At 72.2% G+C, this 17,831-nt stretch carries 11 protein-coding genes and 1 pseudogene; 2 read left to right on the forward strand and 10 right to left on the reverse strand.

The window, feature by feature from the left end; genetic code table 11:
* A partial coding sequence (locus EMA17_RS53635) for a hypothetical protein (protein WP_218043264.1) occupies window positions 1-223 on the forward strand: 223 nt, incomplete at its 5' end.
* Between the two features lie 728 nt (window positions 224-951).
* Here the strand turns inward: EMA17_RS53635 and EMA17_RS52330 are convergent.
* Entirely contained in the window at window positions 952-1,101 is a 150-nt protein-coding gene (locus EMA17_RS52330; protein WP_160161820.1) for a hypothetical protein, read from the reverse strand.
* Window positions 1,102-1,991: 890 nt separating this feature from the next.
* Here EMA17_RS52330 and EMA17_RS47035 point away from each other — a divergent pair.
* A pseudogene (locus EMA17_RS47035) lies at window positions 1,992-2,829 on the forward strand (PEP-utilizing enzyme); the annotation flags it as partial.
* Here EMA17_RS47035 and EMA17_RS47040 read toward each other — a convergent pair.
* From EMA17_RS47040 to EMA17_RS52335, 9 genes are all read right to left on the reverse strand, one after another.
* Entirely contained in the window at window positions 2,829-3,920 is a 1,092-nt protein-coding gene (locus EMA17_RS47040; protein WP_126643380.1) for an L-type lectin family protein, read from the reverse strand. The pseudogene EMA17_RS47035 and the gene EMA17_RS47040 sit on opposite strands and share 1 nt — an antisense overlap.
* Before the next feature lie 61 nt (window positions 3,921-3,981).
* Window positions 3,982-6,810 (reverse strand): beta-propeller fold lactonase family protein, encoded by a 2,829-nt coding sequence (locus EMA17_RS47045; protein ID WP_160161821.1) that lies wholly within the window; start codon window positions 6,808-6,810, stop codon window positions 3,982-3,984.
* A gap of 52 nt (window positions 6,811-6,862) precedes the next feature.
* Complete coding sequence (locus EMA17_RS47050; protein ID WP_126643382.1) at window positions 6,863-9,943, reverse strand: baseplate J/gp47 family protein; 3,081 nt, start codon at window positions 9,941-9,943, stop codon at window positions 6,863-6,865.
* Between the two features lie 4 nt (window positions 9,944-9,947).
* Window positions 9,948-10,499: a phage tail protein gene (locus EMA17_RS47055; RefSeq protein WP_126643383.1), complete on the reverse strand. Its 552-nt coding sequence runs from the start codon at window positions 10,497-10,499 to the stop codon at window positions 9,948-9,950.
* A gap of 19 nt (window positions 10,500-10,518) precedes the next feature.
* Window positions 10,519-12,504 (reverse strand): baseplate J/gp47 family protein, encoded by a 1,986-nt coding sequence (locus EMA17_RS47060; protein WP_126643384.1) that lies wholly within the window; start codon window positions 12,502-12,504, stop codon window positions 10,519-10,521.
* 6 nt (window positions 12,505-12,510) lie between these two features.
* Window positions 12,511-12,936, reverse strand: a complete 426-nt coding sequence (locus tag EMA17_RS47065) for a GPW/gp25 family protein (RefSeq protein ID WP_246127340.1) — start codon at window positions 12,934-12,936, stop codon at window positions 12,511-12,513.
* A 4-nt stretch (window positions 12,937-12,940) separates the two neighbouring features.
* Entirely contained in the window at window positions 12,941-14,794 is a 1,854-nt protein-coding gene (locus EMA17_RS47070) for a VgrG-related protein (RefSeq protein ID WP_126643385.1), read from the reverse strand.
* Window positions 14,787-15,506, reverse strand: coding sequence for a CIS tube protein (locus EMA17_RS47075; RefSeq protein WP_126643386.1), 720 nt, complete (start codon window positions 15,504-15,506; stop codon window positions 14,787-14,789). The genes EMA17_RS47070 and EMA17_RS47075 overlap by 8 nt, the downstream gene beginning before the upstream one ends.
* An 11-nt stretch (window positions 15,507-15,517) precedes the next feature.
* Complete coding sequence (locus EMA17_RS52335; protein ID WP_160161822.1) at window positions 15,518-15,949, reverse strand: phage tail protein; 432 nt, start codon at window positions 15,947-15,949, stop codon at window positions 15,518-15,520.
* Window positions 15,950-17,831 lie beyond the last annotated feature (1,882 nt).

Below are 17,831 nucleotides of genomic sequence, written 5' to 3' on the forward strand. Positions count from 1 at the left end.
ATGCACCGACGCGGCCAGTGCTCACGACACCCGGATTCCGGCGTTTCCGCAGGGCCCAGTGCTCACGATCAAGCGGAACCTACACTCACCCAAACCGACACCGGAAACACACCCCGCCCACCGCTCCCCGGCCGACGGCAACTCCACCGCGGGCAGCGAAACACCGGCCGGCACCGTCAATGCCGCCGCCAACAGGACAAGATCCCCCGAGCGCTCGCGATAATCGGCGTGCCGACCGGCCACGAACTCGAAACCCACCAGATCCCAACCCCCCACCAGCAACCGCCACGACACCCCGAGCCCCATCCCGCCACACACTCCCCGATCAACGCCTCACGCCGCTGCGCCGCCGCCCGAGGATCACCGGCGCGCAGCCCTTTGACGAACACCGGACCGGTCGCGGTGTCCACGCGCACGGCCAGGTCGCTGTGATGGCCTCCGTCCACGGGCGTGACCGCGTGGATCGGCCCGGTCAGGGCCTCGATCGCCGAGCACGTACGCACCGGCAACGCGTCCGCAGGAAGCCGACCCTCGTCCATCGAGTCCTCCCGATTGTCCTGCGGACGCCGCCGGTCCGACTCGCCGCAGACGTTGCACGCTGCCGCCCTCGCGGCGCGACGAGGCGACGATCGATTGTCCACCTCGGTCGTGTCGCCCCGGGGTCCGATCCCGGCCGAGTTCGATGCGTCCGGCCGACTGCTGCGGATGCCGACGGCCGCGAAGTTCGTCGGACGCCCACGGCCGCAGGCCACCCGTCCGTATCGCACCGGTGAGCGCTGCGCACCACCGGCGGGTTCGACGTCGAGGGCCCTTCGGCGCGGGTAGGTCGGGGGGGTCCTTCTCGCGGCTCACAGACAACGCGATCGCGGTTTTTCGGACGATGGCAGGCCGCGGCAGCGTCCTGCGTTCCGACCGCGACCTGATCACGGGGTCGAAACGGACTTCGAAAGCTCAGCAGCTCAGGTACTTGACCATTGCGTCGCCGCTATCGGCTGCCGCGCGATAGAAGCCGGTGAGCTTCGCCAGGTCTTGGACGACCCGCGGCTCCCAATCGTCGTGCCATGGGGTGGTGAACTCGAGTTCCTCCACCAACGCGGTCATGCGCCGCGGGGTTCGCGCAGAGCCAGGTTTCGCACGGAGCGCGGCGCAAAGCCTCGGCAGCCGCGGTGACCTGCTCAGGGGTGAGCGTGGTGACGACGGTGTGTTCCAGCGGTCCGCGCCGGTCGGGGCAGCGCACGGTCCGCTCTCCCCGCGAAGACGGGTGCCCGCGACCGGAATGCGCTCGACGTTCGGTGAAGGTCGGAACGTGATCTACCGGGAGTCGTTCAGCCAATCGCCCGGGAGCAGGTCGCGTATTGCGTCGAGGGCTGCTTCGGTGCGGCCGCGGACCAGGAGATCCGTGCCGTCGTCGTCACGCAGGAGCACGTCACGGACGACCTGTTGTTCTTGTGGTGGGGTATTGCCACGTGCGGGCACGACCCGCAGGTGATCGCCGATCTGCGGACCGCACGCCGAGCCTGATGCCCCCGGTCGCCCGCGCGGTGTGCCACGCCGGCCCGGCCGATGGAGAACCTGCGCGTGGCAGGGGCCGAAGCGCCGTGAGGAACACACCGTGCGGGGGTTGACGTTGCCTGCGTTGGCACGCGGTGGAGGGCTTGAGCACCTTCGTCTCGGCGTGGTTCGCGTGTTGCACGAGATAACAACGACGCGATCCGCGACGAGGACGCCGCTCCCCCTGTCCGATTCCCCGGCAGCCTCGTACCGCGCCGGGTCTGCGCGCCCGAACCCGGCCCGCGGCGGTCGGCCGGCCCGATGCCGCCGACACGGCTCGGCGTGATTGCCGGACCTGTCGACACCGAAACAGTTCGCGCCAGTTCCGGCGGGCCTTGCCGAACGTGCTCCAACGTGGATCGGGCGGTGCCGTGCGAAGGTCATCGAAGGCGATCCGCACGGCCAGGTCCACCCACTTGGTCGCGTGCAGCGTCCCGATCACGCTCACCCTGTCCGTGCCCGACAACATCACGTCGGAGATGGGATCGGCCTGCTCGACGTCGCGGACGTGATCCGTCCCCATCCCGACGTGGTGGCGTTCCCGCGTACCGTCGAAGACGAGGACTTCCCGGCCGAGTTGTCGAAGCTTCCGGGCGGGATCGAAGCCCGGGACGCATCGAGGCATACCACGACCGATACGGCATGCGCTGTGTCGGCGAGATCGACATCACCCGGCCGCCCTGGCGCGAGCGCCCCACTACGCTCGTGCCCGTGATCCTCGACCACGTCGCGAACTTCGAACCGGGCGCCGCCGAACGGCGCTTCGAGCAGGGGCGACAGCGGGCACCGGCCAAGGAAGAGGGCGTGTTGGCGCGCCTGCGGGCCCTGCCGGAGGAGGCCGATCGCCTGGTGCGGGCCGGCGTCCTGCACGACCGCGAGGACGTCTTCCACCTCACGTTCGGGGAGTTCCGCGACGCCGTGCGCGAACAGCGGGTGGACGACGATCTGATCCGCCGGCGCAAGGAGGAGTTCCGCTCGTACCACGCGCTCACCCCGCCCACCGTGCTCACATCCGACGGCGAGGCCGCCACGGGGACGTACCGACGCGACGACGTGCCGGCAGGCGCGCTGATCGGCCTGCCGGTCTCCGCCGGGACGGTCGAGGGGCGGGCCCGCGTCATCGTCGACATGGCGCGGGCCGACGCGGAGGCGGGCGACATCCTGGTCACGGTGCACACCGACCCCGGTTGGGCGCCCCTGTTCGTCGGGATCGCCAGCCTGGTGACGCAGGTCGGCGGCCTGATGGCCCACGGCGCGGTGATCGCCCGCGAGGGGGGTCAGTCGATCTGCTGAGCGGTGAGGTTGTCCAGTTTGGCCGCAGGGGTGCCCGTGCCTTCGAGGGTCAGGGTGAATTCGACCTTCGTCTTGGGCGGGACGGGAGCCGATACGCGGGCGAAGCGGATCTCCGCGCTGCCCAGGGTGCCGTCCCTGACGGTTTCGGCGGTGGCGGGGGGAGCGCTGCCGACTTCGTACACGACGTCGTCGATGACAGTGAGGTTCGGCGGGACGGTGAAACGCAGCAGCCATTCTCGCAGAGGGCAGTCCTCCGCGGCGGTCAGCGTGACCTTGTAGGACTTCGCGTCGGCGCCGGTCTGTTGGGAGTCCACCGTCAGTGGAGGCAGCCCGACGCGCACGTTCCGGATGGCGTAGGTGGATCCGCGCTCGTTGGTGGTGGCCGAGAACGCGAGCCTGACGTGGGACGGAAGCCCGGTGAATGTGTCGTTGATCCACTTGGGCTTGGGGTCCTGCGGGTTGTGCCGAACCGTGACTTTCCCGGATCCCGGCGCTTTCGGGCCCGTGGGGGTGAAGTCGACGCGGACGCGGGCCGGTGTCTTCCGCTCGGCGGCGATGCCGGCCGTCACCATGGTGGCATCCCTATAGGCGTACTTGCCCGTGGGGTTCGCCTGTACGGCCGGACCGCGCAGCACCAGCGAGTTCGGCGCGGTGAGGTGCGAGGTGGAACTGGTGCCGACGAGTTCGGTGTTGGAGAACTGCCCCTTCTCGTCGATGCCCACGCCGACGCAGGCACCGGGAACGCCCGCACTGACGGGCTTGTTGAGGTTCGCGTAGCCGAGGGCCGCACCGCCGGCTCCCTGGTGAAAGGTCGCCGTGGCGTCGAAGAGGAAGACGGAGAGCCCTTCGCCGTCGAGGTGGTCGTGCGAGTGCTCGGCGTAGTAGTCGAATTCGACGGTGAAGGCCCGTGTGGTGGAAATCTCGTCGTGGAGCACGGCGGTTCCCAGTCGCTGCCGAATGTCGCCATAGCCCAGGACGAGCCAGCCGCCGGGCAGATCGGTGTCGCCGTAGAACGTCCATCGGCTCGGCGCGATCGTTCCGGAGAAGGTCTCGGTCAGGGGGAAGGTGATGGTCATCTGTTCGTCCTCTTCGTTCTCGGGGCGGGATGGGGGCGGGTGCGTCGTCCGAACGGACCTCTCACGAGCACCATTCGGGCCGGCCGGGGTCGAGGCCGACGGGGATCCGCTTGTCGGGGCGGGGCGGGCCGACGTCGACGGTGAACACGACACCGGGCTCCGGATTCCGGGTGCCCGTCACATACACGTGCTCCGGGTCGTGGACCGTGATCGCGGTCGGGGTGGCGTCGAGGTCCACCCGGGCACGTGGGGCGAGCCCCCCGGTGCTGTCGACGAGCAGGAGTCGGTGGGGGTCGCGGGCCGTCACCAGCAGGGTGGTTCCGTCGGGGGTGATTGCGATGCCGGTGGCGTGGACGGGCGTTCCGTCCCATGTCAGTGACACCGGCGTCGCGGGGGTGATCGTCTTGGCGTCGGGATCGAAGGCGATGCGTACGAGGTTGCCGTCGCCGGCGACGTACCCGATGTGGGGCTTCGCGGCGCCCGGTGCCCAGACCACGCCGGTGGGCTTCGTCGTGAGGGTCGGTGGGGTGGCGGCCACCGTGTTGTGGGTCGTGTCGACCACGTGGAGGGTCGGTGTCGCGACATCGGCCACCAAGACGTAGGGGTGGTCGGGGCTGCCCGCGAGGTGTCGCGGATCGGCGTTCGCGGCGAGGGGCAGGACGGCCGGGACGGGGAAGGCGCCGACGGATCCCTGCTTCGCCTGGCCGCTTCCGGCGTGGCAGGTGTAGAGGAGACAGCCGTCCGGGGAGACTCCGAGGCCGGCGATCGACTCCGATCCACCCACTTTCCGATGGGAGTCGGCCACCAATCCGTAGCCGGTGGCGTCGAGTTCCCAGGCCGAGCCGGGCGCGCTGTCGTAGGACACGTAGAGGGTTCGTCCGCACGGCGACAGGGCGACGCCTTGCGGCTTGGCGGACCCCACCGCGATCGTGTGGACTTCGGGGTTCTCGCCGTCGGGCCCGACGATCGCCAGCACGTTTCCCGCTTCGGTGTTGGCCACATACAGGATTCCGGTGGGCGAGACCCCAGCGGTTGTCGGTCCCTTGACCCCGGAGGCGATGTCGCAAACGTGTGTGGCATCGTCCTGCTCGCCCAACGCGTAGACCGACACGACTCCGTTTTTCTTGCTCGGTGTTCGGGTGACGTAGAGGTGGCGACCGTCGGGGGAGAACGCGATGCCGAACGGGGAAAGCGGCTCCTTGCCCTTGGTGAACTCGACCGCGATGGGGGTTTTCTTGCCCTGGCCGTTGGTGGAGTTCTTGTAGACGACGACCGGCCGCGTGTCGTCGTCCCATAGCGCGCCATAGAGGTGATCGGCATGGTTGGGGTGGACGGCGAGGCCGTGGATATTGGTCTGATCGGTCCACAGCTTCGTGGGATTCTCTCCGAGTTCGTACGCGGTGACGGCCTTCCCGGCTTCGGAGACGTAGACGAACCTGCCGTCCGTGGACGGGAGTACCGTGACCGGGTTGGTCAGTCCGGATAGAACCGTCGTCACCTCCCGTGGGAATTCGTGGTGCAGGGTGACGACTCGCCGACGCCCGGAATCGGCGATCGTCACGTACTCCTTCCGGGAGATCGCCGCGGCGCGGAGATCCGTGCCGGCGCCGAGGTCGATCGGCTCGGCCGGCTCGAGGTCGTCCACGGGGACGACTGCGGCCTTGCCGTCGTCCGTACGAGTGCCCACGTACGACCATCGATCGTCGAGACACGCGACCGTCAGCGGCGTTCCCTTGATCTTCGGACTCGCGGCGTGCAGGGCGTGGAGCGTGGCGTCTCCGCGGCAGGTGACGAGCACTCGCTTCCCGTCGGGGCTCACCGCCACATCGGTCGGATCCTTGCCGACCTGCGCGGTCTCGGCCACCGCGGGATTGGCGAGCACGGTGACGACGCCGCCGCCGGTGTGGTCGGTGACGTGCACGCGTGAACCGTCGTGGTCGAAGGCCACGCCACGAGGGGCCGCGAAGCCGCCGGGGTCGGTAACGATCGCGCACTTCGTGGTGGCGAGGGTGACCGGATCGACGAACGTGATCGTGCGGTCGGTGTGGTCGGCCACGCATACGCGGCCGTCCCGGGAGACGGCGACGTCGATCGGTTGACGTCCGACGGGGACGGTCTTCGGCTGCGTGTTCCGGGGCGCGCCTGTCGTGGGGTCGACGTCCACGACGGACAGACTGTCGGACCCGTAATTGACGACATACAGGCGTCCGGCGTCGGGCGACAGCCGCAGCGCGCGCGGATCGCGGCCCACGCCGATGGCGTCGGGAAGCGCGCTCGGCTTGGCGGGGTCGTGCAGATCGAGGATCGACAGTGTTCCCGCGTCCCGGTTCGCCACATACGCGTACGGCCGCGTCCCGGTGACGAGGACCGCCCCGGGGCGCTTGCCGACGGCCACACAGGGCGCTTTGGCGGGCGGAGTGGCCAGGGGAAGGACGGAAACGGTGTCGTCGCCCCAGTTGGCCACGACGGCATGGGCCTGGTCGGGCGTGAGCGCGATCGCCCGGGGGACGCGTCCGACCTCGACGAATCCCATGTGGGTGAGCGTGCCGGGCTTGGCCGCGTCGAAGACCGCGACTCGGTCGGTGCCGGCGCAGACGACGCACAGCGTTCGCCGATCGCCGGCAACGGACGCCAAGGCGAGGGCAACGGGTTCGGCCCCCGCGGGCAGGTGCACGGGCGCCGGATGGTCGGCGGCGGCATCGAGGTCGACCACGGTGATCGTGTCGGACTGCGCGTCGGCGACGTAGACGTAGCGTCCTCCATCGACGGACAACGCGCAGGGCCCGACGCCGACGGCCACCGCCACCGGCTTGCCGTCGCCCGACGCGAAGTCGATCACGCCGAGCTCGTTCGACCCTCGGTTGGGCACGAGCAGTCTCGTTGTCGTCATCGCTTCCTCCATTCGACCGTTCGATGTGGGGCGCGGCGCGGCGGGCGGCAACTCATGGGTCCAGCACCGTCATTCGGTGCTCGAACGAGAAGACCGTCTCGTCGTCGTCGCAGGCCAGCGACTGCATGGGCAGGTCCGTGCGGCGGGCGCCGGTGATGGGATCACAGGGGTACAACCGGACGGCGGCCACATGGCGGACGGCGGGGAGGGCTTCGAGCAGGCGGAAGGCATCGCCGGCGTGCACGGTGCGGCCCAGTGGCCAACCGGTGTGGTCCGGCCCGCCGTTCACGGGGTTGAAGTGGGCGTACAGGGCATGGGCGGCGTCCTCGGCCAGGCGGTCGCGTTCGGAGACGGTCGTCCACGGTTGGGGGACGAGGTCGGCTTCGACGACGATGCCGAGATAGCGGGGCGGTTCGAGCCACAGCGGGACGCCGGGGGCCTGTCGGGCCTCCAGAAACAGGCGCAACCGGTCGCGGGCCTCCGGCGACGGGCTCAGGGAGGGATGGGGGATGCGGCCGGTCGGATCGGGTGTGGCGGCGGGGATCAGCAGGAGGCGGACACCACGGCGAACGACGCCGGCGCCGGTGGCACCATCGGCACCACCGGTCGCGGGTTCCGGATTGCGCGCGCCGACGACGTCGGGCGGCGCGGGCTGCGTCAGCCGATCGATCTCGCCGGGGCCGACGTTGCCGGCGGCTCCCCGGGTCGTGCGATACGCATCGACGGTGACGACGGCACCGGCCGGGGGGACCTTGCCGTGTTGCCGACCGGCCTCGGTGGTGCCCGGGGACCAGGGGCCGAAGATCACCTGCCCGGTGGTGTGGTCGACGACGACGTGTTCGTCCCCTTCCCCGGAGTCGGCGAAGTCGGGCACCGCGTTCCAGGGTTTGCCGTCGACGAGGATCCGCGGCCGGGGGTCGTCGCAGACGCGCGCGTCCAGCAGTGGGAAGACCTGCCCGGGGCGACCGTCGGAGGTGAACCGCCGGTCGCGGGCGCCGGGAGACGTCTGGACGGCCGGGACGGGGTCGGTGTCTCCGGTGTCCCAGGCGACCACATAGCCCGTCTGGGCGGTGCGTCCGGGATCGAGGACCTGAACCGCCAATGTCGGTGGGGGGTTCGGGCCGTCCCAGTCGAGGGTGTGCCGGGCACGGGCGTCCAGGGGAACCCGGATCGCGCCGTTCGCGTCGGGGACGGCCGCGACGTAGGCGCACCGGTCGATGTCCCACCACAGCCGACCCGCTTCCGGGCGATACACCGACACCGCCACGCGTCGCGCCGGGGTGGAGGCGTCGGTCACCGTGACGCACAGGCTCAACGCGTCCGTGTCCGGGTGTTGGGGGACGGAGACGGTCGCCAGGATCAAACCCATGGGTTCCTGGATGCCGGCAAGATCGTGCGCCGCCGTCAGCGTCGACGTCGGCTGCCCTGCGGTGAACAGGTCACCGGTGTTCGCCGCGCCGCGGTTCAGGAGCAACGGCGTGACGGTGGTCGCGGTGGTGGCGGCGTGCCCGCTCGAATCCTGGGTCGTCTCGAAGACGATGCCGCCCGCCGTGCTCACCCTGGTGCCCTTGGGCACCGCACCCGAAGTGCCGCGGCGGCGGGTGAACACGATCGTGGTGGTCGCCGGGCGCCAGACCGCGTACGCGTGCGCGGGGTCCAGGATGCCCGCGGCGCCGGGCGCGTAGTGCACCCGGGCCATGCCGGCGCCCGCGTCCAGGGCGGTTTGCTCGTATTCGCCGGGGGTTACGGCGCGTCGGGGGAAGGTGCGGCCCAGGGGCTCGCGCACGGCGCACGCGTTGGGGGTCTCGGCGTCGATGCCGCCGACGGCCGGCAGCGGGTTGGTCACCGTGGAGACGCCCGGTACCGGGCGCGGCAGCGTGGTGATGGTGCGGGCGGCGACGTTTCCGCAGGTGCCGCCGCCCGTGAGGTGGTGCGGTACGCGGACGACCGCCCCTCGCGGCAACCGGGCACCGTGTCGGCGGGGGCCGGAGTCGGTTCTGGCGACGGCGGCGAACACGGCTTCGTCGGTTCCGGGGAGCACGCTGAAGTGGCGGTCCTCGGGGCCGGAACCGGCCAGGGAGTCGACGTGGATCCACTGTTCGGTGCGGTCGCCGAGCACGACGAGAGCGGTGAGCACGCCGGCGGTGAGCAGAGGCGGGTGGGCGAACCGCAGGCATTCGTCGTCGATGCCGGCCGCGGTGCCCAGGGTCCCGTCGGCCACCCAACGGGCCTGCGCCGCGCCGGTGGTCGGGTACATGTCGGCTCGTGGCCGCAGACGCCTGACGAAGCCGCCGCCGAGGGTGTCGGGCCGATCGGATCGGAAGCGCAGGAGGCCGACCTGTGTCCGATCCAGGTCGAGGTTCAGGTCCATGTCGGGAAGCCGCAGCCGAACGGCGGCCGGGTACTGGTCGGCCGGCACATCCACGACCACGGTGCCGGGGCGACCCATCGCGTCTCCGGCGTCCGATACGTGGCGGCAGTCGACCCAATGCCTGCCCTGCCAGGTCTGCCAACGGCCGGGCCCGAAGCCGGCGCCGGGCTCGTCCGCGTCGACGTCCAGCACGACACGTGCGCCGGGCGTCGTCTGCGACAGGACGACGAGCGGGTACGCCTCGACCCCGGGATCGTCCGGTCCGAGAGCCACCGGTGGGGAGCCGGGGAAGGGATGGAACGCCCCGGCGAATGTGCCGTTCACCTCCCGCCCCAGGAAGAAGCCGGTGGCGACGGCCGCACACGGCGTGTGGGCGACGTCGGCGAGTGTGGTGAACACGGCGGTGTCCTCGCCCGCGGGTCTGGTCGCCACCTGGGTACCCGCCGGGATCGTGACCGGCCCGAGGTCCGCGGCGAGTTCGAACACCAGGCCGGCCGTGGCGGCCGAGGCGGGTCGGGAACGGATGCCGAGCAGCCCCAGCACCCTCAGCCGGTGGAGTTCGGGGGCGCGGTCGACGCGGTCGCGCAGGAGTTCGGCCATGTCGACGAACGTCTCCAGTACGGCCAGACCCGGCTCTCGGCGGTCGGCGCCGGTCCAGGTGCCGCCGAGGTCGCGGGGCAGGCGGGCCCGGACGGCGGCGACGGCATCGGCGAGCAGGCCCTCACGTGCGCGTGTGACCGACGGGGACGGCGGGGAACTCACGCGATCACCCCCCACCGCGCCCGCCGACTGTGCGGCCGGCCGCCTGCGCGCCGGTGGTCGTCACCGCCACGGTGGGCGACAGATGGGCCGGACAGTGGGCGTCGACCAGGCGGGCGAGTCGCCGTTGCGCCTGCCGCTCGTCGGCGTCGATCCGCAGCGTGACCCGGATGGTGCCGCCCCCGGCGTCCTGGTCGTCGACGGTCAGCGCGGCCGGCGACCAGCCGTACACGGCCTCCGCTTCGAGCAGCAGCGCCGCCACGGTGCCGCGACGGGCGAGCAGGCGCGGGGCGAGGTCGATCGCCGTACGCACCTGCTCCTCGGTCCAGTCGGGCTCGGTCCGGGCCCCGGAGATGTGCGCGAGCCAGGCCAGCCCGGGAGCGGGGCAGCGCCACGGGTCGAAGACGTCGGCCATCGCGTCCAAGCGCTCCTCCAACGGATCGGTCAACGCGTCGATGGCCGCCGCGAACGCCGAGGTGACGGGGTCGGCGGCATGGATCGCGGGTAGATGACCGTACGAACTCGCGGCGAGGGTCGTCGTGTTCGGGTCGGGGCACATGGTTGGGGGCTCCGTCGGGTCAGATGTCGGATTCGGTGGCGACGTCGACCTCGCACAGCCGGGGCAGGCCGTGCTCGGGCAGGGTGACGACGTCGACCCGCGCGCCCCGAGCACGCAGCATCGTGTCGACCACGCGGTGGATCTCCGCGACGTCCTCCAGCGCGGAGAACACGTCCGCGGTGTGCACGGGCCGCCCCCATGGCCATCCCCGACCGTCGGGCCCGCCGACCCGAGGGTGGAAGTAGGCGTGCAGGCGACGGGCGACGATCTCCCGCACGTCCGAGACGCCGTCCCACGGGCGCACCGTCACATGCACGTCGAAGGACACCGGGGCACATCCCCCCACGGTCACGTGTTGGCCCAGCATGCGGGTGGATTCGACGCGGGACCGGGCGGCGCCGACGAGTTCGCCGGGCGGGTGCGCCTCGTCGGGGCCCGGTGACGTGGTCGGATCGGCGGCGGAGGCGGGCACGAGCGACACGCGCAGGCCGCGTTCGTCGGGGCATCGGGTGGCGGTGGCCGTGCGGTCGCCCTTGAGGAAGTGAAAGGTGTCACCGACCACGACGACCGCGTCCGGGGAAGATCGGAACACCCGGGGAAGGGCCGGGAAGTCGACCGCGATCGTGGAGACGACGGGCGCGCCGGTGGGGGTGAGCTTCCGGTTCGCGTAGCGCGCGGGGCAGTGACAGTAGCGGTCGTCCACGAAGAAGAAGAGGTCAACGGCATCGCTCCCGACGGCCGGTTGCACGCACGCGGCGTCCAGGCCCCGCGTGAACGGTTCGAGGTTCGGCACCAGGTCGGTGATCGGCCGCTGCGTCGCGTCGTCGTTCCATCGGTAGTGATCGCCCAGCGACCACAGGAAATGGCTCGGTTCGAACCAGAGGACCGCGTCGGCCCGGGCGAAGGGCATCTGTGGGTGTTCGACGTGCTTCCCGTCCAGGGTCGACCGGATGCATGTCCCGGCGGAGACCAATACGACACGTTGCTGGTCCACCGCCCAGGCGGTATCCACACGGGAGGGGCGAGGCGGGGTCTGGAGGGCGACCGGTACGGGATCCGCCGGCGCCGGTTCCTCGGGGCCGACACGCACGCGGGCCAGGAGCGGGAGGTCGTCCAACACCCGTTCGAGGTCGGCGGCGGTCACCGCGCGAGCGGGCGGCGTCAGGTCGAGGCGGGCCCGTCGGAGGGCCTGGTCCACGTCCTCCGCGTCCGCGCCCGGGGACAGGATGCTCGTGATGACGGCCTCGACGTCCGAGCCGGTCAGGATCGTGCCGACGGACAGCGCCCCGGGGCTGCCGACACCCACGCGGTACGCGGCCGTGATCACGGCGCCGCGAGAGGGGACTCCGCCGTGTCGACGCGCCCCCTCGGCGTACGGAACCCGCGGCCCGAACACGACCTCCCCGCACGCGTCGTCCCAGATGTGCACCCGGTCGTCGACCCGTCGGCGGGCGAACGTCGGCACCACACGCCAGGGTTCGCCGTCGACGGCCACACGAAGGAACGACTCGTCGGGATCGAGCGGGTGATCGGGCCGATGCGGACGCCGGCCGGCGGCGAAGCGCTGGCCGGGTTCGCCGGTGGAGACGCCGAGCGTTTCGTGCACGCGCCGCAGGCAGGCGGCCTCGGCGAGGGTGTCCTTCGCCGCCGCCAGGGCCGTGGTGGTGTACAGGACGAGGCCGTCGGCGGTGGTGAGCGGGGTGTCGGCGGGCAGCGCGGTCTTCGGCGGGCGGGTGACGCGCAGGCGCACCCGGGTGGGTGACGCCGGCGCGGGCGCGATGCCCATCAGCCGCAACAGGCGGGCGCGGACGGCGGGTGTGGTGCGGTCGACCCGGTAGAGGAGTTGGTCGACGCGTTGGGCGCAGGCCTCGATGAGGGTGATGCCGGGGTCGGAGACGTTGTGGTCGGTCCAGCCGGGGGCGCGGTCGGGCAGGGTGCGCTTGGCCGCGTCGACGAGCTGTTGAAAGGGGGTGTCGTCCAGGTCGGGCAGGGTGGGCCGGTCCACGTGGGGTCACCGTCCGGGGTTCGGGGCGGGGGCGGAGGGCGCGGTGTAGAAGGGGTAGACCAGGTTGCGGGGTTGGTTGGTGGCGCGCGGGCGGTATCGGATGTCGAGGTAGAGCACGTCGGGCCGGTCGGGGTCGACGCTGACGAGGACATCGTCGACGTCGACGCGGGGTTCGAAGCGTTCGAGGGCGGTGCGCACGTGGGTTTCCGCCTGTGCGGCGGTGGCGGCGTCGTGGGGGTCGAAGACCAGGCCGTGGATGGCGCAGCCGAATTCGGGTCGCATGGGGCGTTCACCGGGGACGGTCGACAGGATGAGCGTGATGGACTGTTCGATGTCGGTGATGCCGTCGGCGGTGGCGATGCGGCCGTCGCGGGTGATGGTGGCGGGGTGGGCCCAGCCGGTGCCGATGATGTCGTCCTGGTCGGTGTTCACGGGGTCAGGCCTTTCCGATGTCGACCCGGCTGCCGACGATGGCGACGCGGTCGGTGGCCTTGAGGCGGATGTTGGCGGCCTCGAACTCGAGGTCGCCCGTTCGAGTACGCACGTGCAGGGCTCCGGTGCGGCCGTCCAGGCGGAGCTCGACGGCGTGGCCGCCGGTGCCGGTGGTCAGGACGATGGCGGCGTCGCGGCCGTCGAGGTGGATGGCGGTCCGTTTGTCGCGGGGTCCGGCGTCGAGGGCGACGGCGGTGTCGCGGCGGTCGAGGAACAGGCGGGCGCCGGTGCCGTCGGCCGTCTCGGTGGTCAGGCGCACGCCCTGGAGGCCGTTGTCCTGGGTGAGGAGTTCGACGCGATCGCCCGCGCGGGTGGCCCAGGAGCAGCGGTTGATCCGCCCCTGCTCGTCGAAGCGGGCCGGCGTGTGGTCGAGGGGGCGGTCGACGCCGTTGTGGAGGCCGCCCAGGACGTACGGGCGGTCGAGTCGGCCGTGTTCGAAGCCGACCAGGACCTCGTCCCCGACGGCGGGGCCGAACATGCCCGCGTTGCCCGCCGGTTGCAGGACGCGGACCCAGTCGGTGAGGTAGTCCTCGGACAGCCACGGCAGTTTCAGGCGGACGGCGCCGTACCCGTCCCTGTCGGGCTTCTTGACGTCGTCGACCTGCCCGACGGCGACTCCGGGTGCGTGCATGGGCGGGGGCGGCGGGACGACCGGGGTCGGCCGGGGGCCGAAGGTGAGGTGGGTGGTGAGGGGTTGGTCCTCGGTGCACAGGTGGCGGCAGCGGGTGAGGGTGTACCGGCCGGTGAAGGGGGTGCCGGCGCCGGCGAAGGTCACCGGGTCTCCGGCGCGCAGTGTGGGGGTGCCGGAGATCTGCGCCTGCCACGTGGTGGAGGAGGCGGCCCGGTCGGCGGCGAGGGCCTTGGCGGCGTGGGTGGTCTCGGCGCGGGTGGTGTAGGGGCGGGCGGCGACGAGGAGGCGGGGTGGTTCGGGGTCGGCGAACGCGTGGACGAGGGTGCCGGCGGTGGTCGGGGTGTCGAGGCGGGTGCTGGTGGCGACGTCGACGCGCGTGCTCACGGCGGACTTGGTGTGGGGGTCCCAGCCGCGGACCTCGATCGCGGCGACCTGGCCCTGGGCGGACAGGGTGGCCTCCAGGCCCCGGAGGATGCGGTCGTGGGGCAGCACCCGGCGGGGCGTGGGCGGGGTGGGCGGGGGTGCGTCGCGGGCGGGTCGCGGAGTGCGCAGCGCGATCTCGCCGTGGGCGATCGCCAGGTCGAGGCCGCGTTCCTCGGCGAGGTGGAGCAGGAACTCGCGGTCGGTGAGGTTGAGTTGGTCGAAGCGGCGGCGAAGGCCCGGGTCGGGGTCGTCGACGCGGCCGACCTTCAGCGCTCCGCCGGCCGTCTTGTGGCGGCCGACCACGGTCTCGACGATCTCTCGCAGGGTTCGGTCGGCGTAGGCCTCGACGCGTCGGCCGCGGTCGAGGCGGTGGTCGAGGCTCTTGGCCCACAGCAGGGTGAACGTGCCGGGGGTCTCGCCCGTGTGCGGGTCGTCGGGGACGACGCGGGTGCCCAGCGCGATGATCTCGCCGGTGAACAGGGGTGGGGCCGAGGGGGTGTCGGCGCGGGCGGCGGCGTCGACGTCGACGGTGATGGTCAGGGGGCCCGCGACGCGGGCGTGCTTGTGGTCGAGTACCGAGCGGCCCTGTTCGTCGCGAAAGACCAGGCAGGTCTGGTCGGGTTCGCCGATGGCGCTGTCCACCCAGGCGGTGACCAGTTGGCGGTGCAGACCCGGATCGGGTTTCCCGCCGCCGAGGGTGAGGTTCCAGCGGGCCGCGTGGGGGGCCGATTCCCGTTCATGCACGGGCGGGCTCCTCGTCGTCTCCGGGCGCGGGCAGGAGCAGCAGGGTGCCGGTGGTGAGGCGGCGGGGGTCGTCGATGTCGTTGGCGCGGGCGATGCGGCGCCACCGGGTGGGGTCGCCGTAGACGCGCCAGGCCAGGAGGGGGAGGCTGTCGCCGGGTTCGAGTCGGTGGGTGGTGGGGCCGGTGGTGGAACGGCTCGTCGGGTTCTGTCCGGCGACGGTGCCGCCGACCTCTTCGAGGGTGAGCTCGCAGGTGGCGCGCAGGGGCATGCCGTCGGCGGCGAAGCGGGTGTAGGTGGCGGAGACGTCGGTGACCAGGGCGTAGAAGGCGACGGTGCGCGAACGTCCCCATTCCAGGCGGACCCAAGGCGGTGAGGCGGGCGGCACCGCGGCGCTGTGCGGCGTGGGGTGGCAGCAGGCGAGCAGGAGTTCGACCCGGTCCTGGACACCGCCGCGACGGCCGTCGTCGTCGAACAGCGCGCTCATGCGCAGCACACGCGGGGACGTACCGACATATTGGGCCGGCGCGATGTCGGCGCCGGAGGGCGTGCTGACGCGGTGCCAGGTGGCGTTTTTGGTGACGGTGATGCGGTCGGGGTTGAAGTGCAGGTCGATGCGGTGGATTCGGGCGCCGGGGGTGGTGCCGGGAGCGGTGGGGGGTTCGTGGACGGCGAGGTGGGCGCGGACCGGTGTGGCGGCGAGGGCTTCGAGCACGGGGATTCTCCTCAGAGAGTCACTTCGACGAAGCCGTCGTGAGTGATCTCCAGGGTCTCGCGGGCGGGTTGCGACTGGTCCGCGTCGAACGAGGGACCGCTCCAGCGCACCGGCAGCACGTTGGCGAGCACCCACCGGATCAGCGGCCGCCGGTCGGGACCGAGGGCGACGATCTGCCCGGGAAGGCCGAGGGGTTGGCGGATCTGTTGCCGCATCCACAGCCACACGAGGGTGGTCTGGCGGGTGAGGGGCCGGGTGAGGACGACGTTGGTGTAGCGCATGCGGGTGGGCAGGTGCCATACGTGGTCGTTGAGCCCGCCCTCGGTGTGCTCCTCGCTGTCGAGCACGCATCCCAGTCCGTCGCAGCCGGTGAAGGAGCCCAGGTCGCTGTCGCCGACGGAGATGTGGAACAGGGAGCTGACGGCGAACGGCTCGGAATGCACGGTAGGTCTCCCGGTCGGGACGGGCGGTGTGGACGGGGGGTTGGCGGCCGGGGCGGTCGCCGCGTTCTTCGCGGTGGGGACCGGGACCGGCACCCGGGCGGTGCGTGCCGGCGAGGTGAGCCGGAACCGGTCGTCGCCGTCCGGCGGTTGCTTGTTGGTACGGGTGGCCGGGTGCGCGCGCGGGCCGGGCTTGGCGGACTCGGTCGCCGGCCGGGTGCGGGCGCCGGTCGCCGCTCGTCGGTTGCGCCGGCCGGTGGCCCATCTGCGCGGATCGGGGCGGGAGTCGGCGTTGCGCCGCCACGCTTCGTGGAGGTCGTCATCGGGGTTCCTCCGCGCGGCTCCGGAAGGGGGTGAGACCGGCAGGGACGGGATGGCGGCGCGGCGCGCTCAGTCCGTGCACGGCACGGGCCACGATCTCGGTGTGGTGGCGGGCGATTTCGTGGGCGAGCGCGGCGGCGTCCGCAGGTGGGGAGGACGCGGGGGCCGCGGCGGCGGTGGTTGGTGTGGCGACATGGGGCGTTGCCGGGCGCGCCGGGGTGGCCACGGCGCTCGTGGGTGTGGGGGAGTGGGGCATCGGGTCTGCGGGCGGCGGGGACAAGGGGACGGCGGTCGCCGGAGGGCGGTCGATCGGGCGGCCCAATCGACCGGCACCGGGGAGGTGGGCGGCGGGTTGGGTGCCGGCGGCGGGGGAGTGGTCGTCCGGGCGGGTCCGGTGGTGCCGGGCGTCGAAGGCGGGTCGGACGCGGGCGTGGGTACCCGGAGGCGCCTGGTGTCGGGTGAGCGGGTCGTGAGGGGTGCCGACAGGGTTCGTGCGCGGTGATGGATCGGCCGGATCGGCGTGGCGCGCGATCGGCGAGGGCGATGTGCCGAGGTGTGCCGGGAGGTCGATTCCGGTCGCGGTGGTGTGGGCCGAGTCGTGTCGGCGGCTCGGCGCCGGGCCCCGGAGTTGCGGCAGGGTCGCCGCGGCGGGGGCTTCCCGTGCGGTTGCGGCGCGGGATGCGGCAGCCGGGTGTCCGGGGTGGACGGGTGCCGATTGCCCGAGCGGCGGAAGGGCGACGCGCGCATCTCGGTGGGCCGACTCGCCCGGGTGGTCGGCGCCTTCGGGGACGGTCGGAGTGGCGAGCGGTCGGAGTGGGATCGTGTATCCGGGATACGCGGACGATGAAGGCGCAGCGAGCGAGTCTCGGCGGGTTGCAGACTCGACGGCGTCGAGTTCACGCCGGGGAACGGCGGGGGAAACGATCGGTTCGCCCGATCCGGCGTGCGCGGTGGGGGCGTTGCCCGGGAGGTAGGGCGCCGAGCGCGGGGGCGCCGGGTGCTCGGTCGGAGGGGTGCTGTGCGCGTGCCGGGTGGGAGGATCGCCGTCGGTTTCGTGTTCGCTTCGGGGAACGGCCGAAGGGCCGACCGATTCGCCGGACTCGGCGTGCGCGGTATGGGTGTTGCCGGGGGCACGGTGCGCCGGGTGCGTCGACACCGCGTATTCGGGCGGCGGAGGGGCACCGCACGTGTGCCGGGTGGGAGGATCGCCGGCGGCTTCGCGTTCGCTTGGCGGAACGGCCGAGGAGCCGACCGGTTCCCACACGTCGGCGTGTGGGGCGAGGGCGTTGTCCGGGGAAAGGAGCGACGGAGGCGTGCCGTGCGCGTGTCGCCGGGTGAGGGGCTCGGCGGGGCCGTCGTCTGCGCGTCCGGGAGTTGCCGGACCGGCGGTCGGGCCTCGGGGGTCGTCGTGTTCCGTATCCGCCTGCGCCAACGAACGGATGTCGTTTCGCCGTTCGTTCGGCGTTGTCGCGCCGCGAAGGTCGGTTGCGTCGGTGTGCGAGTGCGCGGGCGTCCGAGCGTCGAGCCGCGTGGCGTCCACCGGCAGTGAATACCCGGGATCCGG

Source organism: Embleya hyalina (assembly GCF_003967355.1).
Lineage (GTDB): Bacteria > Actinomycetota > Actinomycetes > Streptomycetales > Streptomycetaceae > Embleya > Embleya hyalina.

What these genes read in the sequence shown, in the direction of transcription:
- EMA17_RS52330 (WP_160161820.1), bottom strand. Translation starts at nt 1,101, where the DNA reads ATGACCGCGTTGGTGGAGGAACTCGAGTTCACCACCCCATGGCACGAC.
- EMA17_RS47040 (WP_126643380.1), bottom strand. Translation starts at nt 3,920, where the DNA reads ATGACCATCACCTTCCCCCTGACCGAGACCTTCTCCGGAACGATCGCG.
- EMA17_RS47045 (WP_160161821.1), bottom strand. Translation starts at nt 6,810, where the DNA reads ATGACGACAACGAGACTGCTCGTGCCCAACCGAGGGTCGAACGAGCTC.
- EMA17_RS47055 (WP_126643383.1), bottom strand. Translation starts at nt 10,499, where the DNA reads ATGTGCCCCGACCCGAACACGACGACCCTCGCCGCGAGTTCGTACGGT.